This is a genomic window from Streptomyces sp. NBC_00654 (genome assembly GCF_026341775.1).
GTDB lineage: Bacteria > Actinomycetota > Actinomycetes > Streptomycetales > Streptomycetaceae > Streptomyces.
In genome coordinates, this window is record NZ_JAPEOB010000001.1 from 4,100,944 (window position 1) to 4,110,299 (window position 9,356).

At 71.2% G+C, this 9,356-nt stretch carries 6 protein-coding genes and 1 pseudogene; 4 read left to right on the forward strand and 3 right to left on the reverse strand.

Going from position 1 to position 9,356, the window contains the following annotated elements:
* Window positions 1-93: 93 nt before the first annotated feature.
* Together OHA98_RS17530 and OHA98_RS17535 are read right to left on the reverse strand one after the other, a co-directional pair.
* Window positions 94-1,149, reverse strand: a complete 1,056-nt coding sequence (locus OHA98_RS17530) for a hypothetical protein (RefSeq protein WP_266926858.1) — start codon at window positions 1,147-1,149, stop codon at window positions 94-96.
* Window positions 1,146-1,904: a cupin domain-containing protein gene (locus OHA98_RS17535; protein ID WP_266926860.1), complete on the reverse strand. Its 759-nt coding sequence runs from the start codon at window positions 1,902-1,904 to the stop codon at window positions 1,146-1,148. Before OHA98_RS17535 ends, OHA98_RS17530 begins: the two co-directional genes overlap by 4 nt.
* Window positions 1,905-2,066: 162 nt before the next feature.
* Between OHA98_RS17535 and OHA98_RS17540 the strand changes: the two are divergent.
* Window positions 2,067-2,708 (forward strand): annotated as a pseudogene (locus OHA98_RS17540) (molybdopterin dinucleotide binding domain-containing protein); the annotation flags it as partial.
* Between the two features lie 414 nt (window positions 2,709-3,122).
* Window positions 3,123-4,388, forward strand: a complete 1,266-nt coding sequence (locus OHA98_RS17545; protein WP_266926862.1) for a cytochrome P450 — start codon at window positions 3,123-3,125, stop codon at window positions 4,386-4,388.
* 159 nt (window positions 4,389-4,547) lie between these two features.
* Here the strand turns inward: OHA98_RS17545 and OHA98_RS17550 are convergent, their stop codons facing one another.
* Window positions 4,548-7,832, reverse strand: coding sequence for a BTAD domain-containing putative transcriptional regulator (locus tag OHA98_RS17550; protein ID WP_266926863.1), 3,285 nt, complete (start codon window positions 7,830-7,832; stop codon window positions 4,548-4,550).
* 376 nt (window positions 7,833-8,208) lie between these two features.
* Here OHA98_RS17550 and OHA98_RS17555 point away from each other — a divergent pair, with 376 nt between their 5' ends.
* Both OHA98_RS17555 and OHA98_RS17560 read left to right on the forward strand, forming a co-directional pair.
* Entirely contained in the window at window positions 8,209-9,084 is an 876-nt protein-coding gene (locus OHA98_RS17555) for an ACP S-malonyltransferase (RefSeq protein WP_266926865.1), read from the forward strand.
* 3 nt (window positions 9,085-9,087) lie between these two features.
* Complete coding sequence (locus tag OHA98_RS17560) at window positions 9,088-9,345, forward strand: acyl carrier protein (protein ID WP_266926867.1); 258 nt, start codon at window positions 9,088-9,090, stop codon at window positions 9,343-9,345.
* Window positions 9,346-9,356: the final 11 nt, after the last annotated feature.

Here is a 9,356-nt window from a genome sequence, read left to right on the forward strand (position 1 = left end):
CCGCGGGGTCGAGCGCGAAGCGCTTCCGGCAGCGCGGGCACACACGGCCCGCGCGCTCCTTGCGCTTGAGCGAGACGGCGCACCGCGGGCAGATCACCGCCCACCCGGCCCGTCCGGGCCCGGCCAGGTCATGAAGCCCACGGACGCGGCGCGGCGCCGTTCCGGATCGGCGTCGCGGGTGAGCTGTTCGCAGACCCGTGAGACGACGGCCAGCAGCCGGGCCGGGGGCATCCCGATGAGCGGGAACCGCCAGCCCTTGCCCAGCCACTCCAGATCCCGCGCACTGTGTCCGCCGAGCGCGGCGAGCCGCGCCATGGTCGCCCGGTCGGGCCTGCCGCCCCGGTCGCGGTAGGGCACCGCCCGGTCGAGACCGCGGACGGAACGCAGCGGCAGCCCGGCGTCGATCACGGTGCGCCGGTCCAGACTCTCGCGGACACGCCCGGCGAGGAGCTCACCGTGCGCGTCGGCGTCATGGAGCACGATCACCGGTCCCCGGGTGGGCAGGGCGTGGACCGTGCGGAGGTCCTCGGCGAGCGCGATCCCGTACCGGCCGGGCAGCCCGTCGGCGGCGAGGAACGCCAGGACGGAGCGGTCGGGACACAGGAGTACGGCCCGGGGCGGGGCACCGGAGAGCGGCCGCGTTCCGCCCGGGGAGGGAAGGGGCCGGTCGTCGTCGAGCACCCCCGGCGGCAGAGCGCCGTACACGCGCCGCCAGGGTGCGAGCGCCTCCGAGCGGAACGCCGCACGGCTCATGACGGGGATTCCCCGGCCCGCGCCGGCGGCCCGCGCGGAGGCGATGCCCGCGGAGACGAGCAGCAGGACGCCGCAGAGGACCGCGAGGAACACGGCCTCGACGAAGACGGCGAGGACACCGGCCACCAGGCCCACGAAGAGCGAGGTGCCCGCGCACCCCGGCGCGTACGTGCCCTCCTTGAGGCGTTTGCGCGAGAGCGCGTACCACAGCTGGTCCGGCGCCACCGCGATGCTGCCGTCCCGCGTCACCTTGGCGAGGACCCTGCGTACCCGCAGATCGCTCAGCTGCAGGGAGTTGGTCTTGGGGTCGAGCGCGTAGGCGCGCTTGCAGCGGGAGCAGGTGTTCCTGGGGCGCTCCTTGCGGAGCAGGTTCTTCTCGCAGTGCGGACAGATCACCGGTGGGCCTCCAGAGCGGTCGCCATCCGGCGCAGTCGTGCGGCCAGACGTTCACGGACGGTGGTGGCGGCGATGCCGCGGTCCCGCTGGAGCCGCTCGATGTCGCGCAGGGCGGCGGCGAGTGCGCGGTAGTCGGTGATGGCGGCCACGGCCGGCCGGCCGGACGGAGGGGTGCCGCCCCCGGCGCGGCGCTCGGCCTCCCCGGCGGTGATGGCGTAGTCCTCGTGGTCGATCCCGTAGCCGGTGTTGGCCGCGAGGATGGTCAGCGGATCGGTGCCCCTGTTCGCGAAGGAGTGCGGCATCATCTCCGGGATCCGTATCAGCATCCCGGGAGTCAGCGGGACCTCGGTGACCAGGCCGCGGTCCCGGTCGTGGAGGCCGCAGGACGCGTGGCCGAGGCTGAGGACGAAGTGCTCGCCGCCGTGGGCGTGCGGGGTGAAGGCGCTGCGCGGTCCCACGACGCCGAGCTTGACGGTGGCGTTCGAGGGGCGCTCCGGCGAGGTCGCCGCGTCGCCCACCAGATAGCGGGCGAACTGCCCGTCGTCGATGAAGCGGAGGAACTCCCGCTCGGATCCGAGTTCACGCGTGCCGTCGCGGTCCGCCAGCCCGATGCTTCCGTCCGGCCGCAGGTGGTACAGCTCCACACCGCCGGGGAGCGCGTGCCACGCTCCGTGCGGCACGGCGTCGGATATGCCGTCCTGCGGCCGTCCGGTCATCGCGGCTGCCCCCCCGTGGTCCCGATTCTCGCTGCGCAAGCGCATCGTATGGCGCCGGTTCACCACGGGGAGAGCCTTTGGGGTGACTGCCCGGCGAAGCGCGGGGAAACGGTGGGGAGGAGGGGAGGGACGAGGCGCGGCGGGTCGCCGGGCCCGGCCGGTACGGGGTGACCGGCGCGCCCGGGAGCTGTCCCGCCCTAGCGCCCCGCCTCACCGCACCTGCTGTCCGAGCCCGCGATCATCGCCGGCATGGCCCGTGCCGCCCTGCCCGGCAGTGCCACGCCCTGGGAGTGGTACATCGAGGACTACGACCGCATCCGCGACACGATGGCCCAGGTCCTCGACGGCTTCGAGGACTTCAACCGCCGCGTACGGCTGCCGCTCGGCTTCCGTATCAAGCAGCCCGCCCGCGAACTGGTCTTCCGCACCCACTCCGGCCGCGCCGAGTTCTCGGCCGCCGCCCTGCCCGACGTCGTCCCGGCGCCGGGGACGCTGGCCCTGGGCACGATGCGTTCCCACGACCAGTGGAACACCACCATCTACTCCGGCAACGACCGCTACCGGGGCATCAAGAACCTGCGCACCCTGGTCTTCATGAACCGGGACGACATGCGCGAACGCGGGATCTCGAAGTTCCAGCCCGTCGACATCACCAGTACCGCCAAGGACGGGAGCCATCGCTCCCTCGCGGGCTGTCTGGCCGTGCCCTACGACATCCCCCGCGGCTGCGCGGCCGGATACATGCCGGAGATGAACGTCCTGTGCGCGCTGTGCGACTACAGCACCCAGAGCGACCAGCCGCTCATGAAGCACGTCAAGGTCACCATCGCGCCCGCGGCATGAGCGGGGGAGCCGACCTGACGGGCGGCGGTCCACGCTCCCGACGGAGTCGTGACCAGCGGCCCATGACGCCCCGGGTGCCGCAGTCCGCGCTTCCCCGGCTCGCCGGTTCGGTGGTCGTCGGGGTCGTCGGCCTGTCGTCGGTGCGCTGACGCGGGGGCCGCTGGGCATTCCGGCCGGATGACGTCCGCGGTCGCCGCCGGCGGCCGGGGCGGGGCCGTACCACCGGGCGCCCGCGGCGCGTCGGGGAACCCGTCTCCCGCACCGCGTGCACGGCGCCCCGGGCGACCCGGCGATGCCCCGTCTGCGTCGAATGCGCTCGTCCAGGTGGATTCGCCCCCTCGGGGGGTCCGCGGGGGCGAATTCCGGCGGGATGATGCCGCGACAGAATGGCCCGACTGTTGGGAGATCCCTGGTATGGCTGTGCACGAACCGGACTCCGGCGACCTCGAAGACGCACCCCTCGATCTGGCCGGCCAGGAACTGGTGCGGGATCCGTTCACCACCTACGCGCGCATCGGCGAACGCGGGCCGATGGTGCGCGGGTGCGTGCGCGGTGTCGACCCGATGTGGGTGGCCACCCGATACGACGACATCCGTACGCTCATGAGCGACCCGCGCTTCACGATCGACGCCGCGGCCGTCCCCGGCGCACCGGTGGCGCACCGCACCGAACAGACCTGGCAGGCCCGCGGTATGCACGCGGACAACGAGAGATATCTGCGCGCCGGGATCTTCGACGCGGACGGCGCCGACCACCGCCGCCTGCGCGGCCTGGTCACCGCCGCCTTCTCTCCCGGGCGCGTGGCCTCCCTGCGCCCCAGGATCGACACCATCGCCGCCCAGCTGCTGGACCGTCTGCCCGAGCGGGCCGAGGACGGCGCCGTCGACCTCGTCGAGCACTTCGCCCGGCCACTGCCCATCACCGTCATCTGCGAACTCATCGCCGTCCCCGAAGCCGACCGCGACCGCTGGCGTGCCCGCAGCACCACCCTGACAGCAGGCGTCTGCGGCGAGGAACTGGGCGACGCGCTCGCCGGCATGGTCGACGACGCCCACACCCTCGTCGCGAGCCATACCGAGCACCCCGGGGACGACCTCATCTCCGACCTGCTCAGCCCCCACCACGACGACCGGCTGAGCATCGACGAACTGGTCTCGCTCATCGTCAACCTCGTCGTCGCCGGGCACATCACCACCGTCAACCTCATCAGCAACGGTGTCGAAGCGCTTCTCAGCCATCCCGCCCAACTCGCCCTGCTGCGCGGGGACCTCACCCTCATGCCGCACGCCGTCGACGAACTCATGCGCTACTGCGGTCCCGTCGTGCGCGCGCTGCCCCGCTACGCCACCTGCGACACCACCCTCGGCAACACCCCGGTGCACGCCGGCGACGCCGTCCTGCCGATCGTGTCCGCGGCCAACCGGGACCCGGCCGCCTTCACCGACCCGTACCGCCTCGACATCACCCGCAACCGCCGCGGCCGCGAACCCCACCTCGGATTCGGCCACGGTGCCCATCGCTGCCTCGGAGCCCACCTCGCGCAGGAAGAGGCCGCCGGGGCCCTGAGCGCGCTGTTCAGCCGCTTCCCCGGCCTGCGGCTCGCCACCGCTCCCGAGGACCTGGAACGTGGCACCAACCCCGTCAACTGGCATCTGAAGGCCCTCCCCGTGTACCTGTGACCTGGCCGGGGGCATGAGGGCCGCCCCGCAGCGAAAGGCGCCTGCCGGGTGGAAAACCTGGTCAGGCGCCTCTTCCCGCATGTGCGGAGGCTCTTGGCCTCCGCGCGGCAGATGTGTGTCCCGTGGGGGCGGGCCTCCCTCGCGGCACCGGGGCGCCACTCACTCCCGGAGCACCGGCTCGGTCGTGTCCTTGCCCAGGAGCTCGTGGAGCAGTTGCGTGGCGGGCAGCGCGGAGTGGAAGTACACGTACTCCCGCCGGTGCTCGACCACGGCGACCATCGTGCGCAGGGTGTCCACCGCGTCCTCCCGCTGCCCGGCACGGTGCTGGGCCTGGGCCAGCAGCCCCAGATGGAGGGGCAGACGTATGTGGGTCCGGGACAGCCGCAGTTCGGCCAGCGCGTTCTTCATCCCGGGGATCCCCTCCCGCCTGCCGCCGTGCGCGAGTGCCCAGCCCAGCGGCAGGTGAAGCATCGCCTTCCAGTAGTACAGCCCGTGCTCGACGGCCAGCCGGACCCCTTCGGTGCCCGAGGACCGGGCCGTCTCCACATCGCCCTCCCAGGCGGCCACGACCGCGTCGACATAGAGGGCCTGGGCACGGTCCCAGGGCTTGCTGTCGTGCTGGGTCAGCCTCAGCAGGCGCCGGCGCTGTTCGGCCGCCGCCGCACGGTCCTGCAGCAGCCAGCGGGCGAAGACGTCGTAGCAGCGGAAGTAGACACGGGGATCGGAGCGGTACACGCCGTCCGGCAGCCGGCCCTCACGCGCGAGCCGGTCGGCCAGCCCGACACCGTGCTCCAGCTCCTTCAGCGCGTCGGGCAACAGGCCGCGGACGAAGAGCGCCGTACTCTCGCCGAACGACGCGCCCAGCCGCGCCGTCGGGCCGCCGGTGCGCTCGGCGATGTTCCTGAGCAGGGCGGACAGCTGCCGTGACTCGTCGTAGCACCCGCGGACGAGGAGCGATGCCCCCAGCATCGACAGGACCGCCGGGTCGTCGGACGTCTGAGGGGTCGGGAGAAGGGCGTGCCCCCGGGCGATCTCCGCCTCGGCCTCGGCATCACCGAATCCCCGGACCTGGCCCAGCAGACGGCCCAGCTCCAGGTGGAGGCGCTGCTCCAGGTCGCGGGCGTCCGTGTCGCCGCGCAGCGATCCCGCCATCCCGACCGCACGGCGCAGCCACAGCTCGCGTTCCCCGGAGGCGAGGCGGGACTCCGCGTTCTCGGCGGCGCGCAGCAGCCAGGGGAGCACCCGCTTCGCCGGCATGGCGTCCTTGCCGTGCCATGCGTGGTGGGCGACGCGGCCGATCTCCTCCGGAGCGCTCTCCGCGTGGACGTGCGAGGACAGCGCGTCGGCGTACCGGGCGTGCATCTGGTGGCGCTCCTCGTCCGTCAGCTCGGCGGTGAGCACCTCCTGCGCCTGAGGAGGAGCGAGGCGGAGCCGTCCGGTGCGCTGCCGGTCGGGGGCGAGCAGGCCGTAGCGGATCGCCGACTCCACGACCGCGACGGCCGAATTGCCGCCGGTGGCACGGCAGAGCGGTTCGAGTTCGCTGTCGGGTGCGACGACCGCGCACAGCCTCAGCAGCCGCAGGACCGGCTCCGGCAGCATGGCGAACTCCTGGCGGAGGACCTTGCGCGCGCACGTCACTATGAGGCCGAGGAGTTCGTCGGTGCCGCGCGGATCACGCAGGTCCCGGGCGTCACTGAGAAGCGAGAGCATCTGGAGGACGAAGTAGGGACTGCCCGTGCTCTGGCGGTGCAGCGCGTCGATGACCCGCTCGTCGACACCCGGCCCGGCGTGCGCGTCGACCAGTGTGGCGACATCCTGCCGGGCCAGTCCGGCGAGCCGCAGGATGTCCGCGTTGGGGCCCTTGAGCACCTCGGTCATCACCCGGAACCGTGAGGCATCGGGCCAGGCCTCCAGGTCCCAGCCGGTCAGCACGATGCTGAGGGAATGCCCCTGGCGGCGGGTGCTCAGCAGACGCAGCAGGTCCAGCGATACGGCATCCGCCCAGTGCACGTCCTCCAGGAGCAGGACCAGCGGCCGCTGCGCGGCCAGCGCGAACAGGACTTCGCAGAGCGCGTCATGGGTGCGGAAGGAGTCGTGGGAGCTGTCCGGATCACGGTCGCCCCCGCCCGGCGGCGCGCCCTGTCCGCCGGGCAGGAGAGGGGCCAGTGAGGAGCCGAAGGGCGCGGCGGCGGCCCGGAACTCATCGGGCCGGGCCGCCGCCAGCCGGCGCAGCACCTGGGTCCACAGCCAGTACGGCGGGACTCCCTCACCGCGGAAACAGCTGCTCCGGATCGTTTCGATGTTCTCGTCCAGGTGCTGGAGACGCTGGACCAGCTCCATCACCAGATGCGTCTTGCCGAGCCCGGAGGAGCCGAACACACAGGCCAGATGTCCACGGCCGGTCGCCGAACCGGATGTCGCGGCGACCAGACGCCTCAACTCCCTTTCGCGGCCCGTCAGCTGCGGGGGCATCGCCGGTTCGCCGAAGGTGAGGCCGGGCACCAGGGACAGCGTCTGTGCCGTACGGCCGGGATCCTTCGGCGTCTCCATGGCGCGCACGGCGGGTTCACCCGCCGGTGGGGACACCCCGGTCACCGGTGGGGCCCCGGCCGGGAGCGTCGTCCGTTCGGGCAGCGGGAACGCGGTGACCCTGTTCAGCACGTGCTCGCCCGCCGGGGGGAGCGCCCGGTGGCCGCCGAGTTCCTGCCTGAGCAGAGCGGTGTGGAGCTGCTGGAGTTCGGCGGTCGTGTCCACGCCGTACTCCTCGACCAGATAGTTCCGCGTCCACTCGTACACCTCCAGCGCCTCCGCCTGACGGCCCGACCGGAACAGCGCGGTCATGAGATGGCCCACCAGGCGCTCCCGCGTCGGATGCTGACGCACCTCGCGTTCCAGTTCGGTGACCACCTCGGCGGTCTTCCCCAGGACGAGTCCGGCCTCGGCGGAGGCCTCCAGCGCGGTGAGCCGGACCTGCTCCAGGCGGGTGCTCTCGTCGGCTAGCGGCTGGTGGACGGTGAACTCCGCGTACGGGGAGCCGCGCCACAGGGCGAGCGCCCGGGTGAGCCGGTCCCGGGCGGCGGCGTGATCCTGGCGGGCGAGGAAACGGCGCCCGGCGGAAAGGAGTTGCTCGAACTGGTGGACATCCACTTGTTCCGGGGTCAGTTCAAGGACATATCCGGGGGCCCGGTGGCGCAGTACCGCCGACCTGCCGGGGCCCGCCGCGGGGGCGAGTGCCCGGCGCAGGTGGGAGATATGGCTCTGCAGGGTGGCGACGGCCCGCTGCGGCGGGTCGTCCCGCCAGAGCTCCTCGATGAGGACCGTGGTGGGTACGACCCGGCCCAGCCTGATCAGCAGAAGGGCCAGAAGCGCCCGGCGCCGGGGCGGGCCGAGCGGGAGGTCGTGTCCCCCGCACTGGGCCGACATGGGCCCCAGGACCTGCAGCACCGGTCCAAAGGGGGCGGGCGGCGGCGGAAGCGGCGGTGCGGTCTGAGCCTGGCGTACGGACATATTCGGCCCCATTCGTTCTCACGCTTGAGACTTCTCCGGCCAATTGATCTTAGAGCAGGACATGTACTTCCGCGTGAATCGTGGCTGATGAATGGCTAATAAACGATCACAGAATTGGCAATGCGATTCTCGTGTATGCCGATGCGACGGGCAAGCGAACGGCAATCGGACGGCAAGGATCCGGACAAGGGTTCGCGCCGGGGCATCAGCATTCCAGCCAGTACGCCGCAAGGGCGGTGCCGCAGCATGTTCCGAACCGACATCGCCGAGTGGGTGTTGGCCGACCACCGGTGCAGACCCTGGAGGCATCAACGTGTTTGCGATTCTCTTCCCTGGGCAAGGGGCGCAGTTTCGGGGCATGGGTACAGATGTTTTCGGCCGCTATCCAGGCATCGCGAGATACGCCTGCGACGTCCTGGGCTATGACCTCGTCGCGCGGTGCCGCGACAATCGGGACGACGTGCTCTCGCGAACGGAGTGCACGCAGCCGGCCCTCTTCACCGTCAATGCGCTGCATACATTCGAGCGCGAGCGTCATGAGGAGAGGCCTGCCGACTGCTATCTCGGACACAGTCTGGGGGAGTACAACGCGCTCCTGGCGGCCGGAGTCTTCGACTTCGAGACCGGTCTGCGGATCGTCAGGAAGCGCGGCGAACTCATGGCCGCGGCCTCGGGCGGCGGGATGAGCGCGGTGATGGACACCCCGGGTCCGCAGCTGCTCGACATGCTGAGGGCGGACGGCGTCGAGGGAGTGGACCTGGCGGCCTACAACACCGACGCCCAGGTCGTGATCGCCGGCAGTGACAGGGCGCTGCGCGCGGCCCACGCCTCGCTCAAGGAGCGGGGGATCCGCTTCGCCCCGCTGCGGGTCGGCGCGGCCTTCCACTCCCGCCATATGGAACCCGTTCGCACCGAGTTCGAAAAATTTCTCGGAGAATTCACTTTCGCGGAGCCCAGGGCGACCGTGATCTCCAATGTGAGCGGACGGCCCTACGAGAAGGGCACGACCGCCCAGATGCTGGGCAGGCAGCTGGTCGAACCGGTGCGCTGGTCCGACAGCATCCGTCACCTCCTTTCTCTCGACCCCGGGCTGGAGTACGAGGAGATCGGCGGGAACTCGCTTCTCCGGATGGTGAAGAGTCTCGCGAAGACCGGTGCCCGGAACAATCTCAGGAAAAGCGGGGTGTGAGACATGGACCGAACGCGGCATATCCAGACTCTTATCGAGGATCAGTTCCTCGTGGAGTTCGACGATGAACTGACGGCCGAGAGCGACCTTTTCAAGGCGGGGGTGATGGACTCCTTCGGATACATTCAGCTCCTGAGCTCCCTCGAAAAGGATTTCTCGCTCAAGCTGACGGACGAGGAGTTCATCGCGAACATTTTCTCTTCGCTGGCGGCCATCGACGCCTTCATAGCGAAAAAACTCGCCGAGCGCGACGACCACTGAGCAAGGAGACC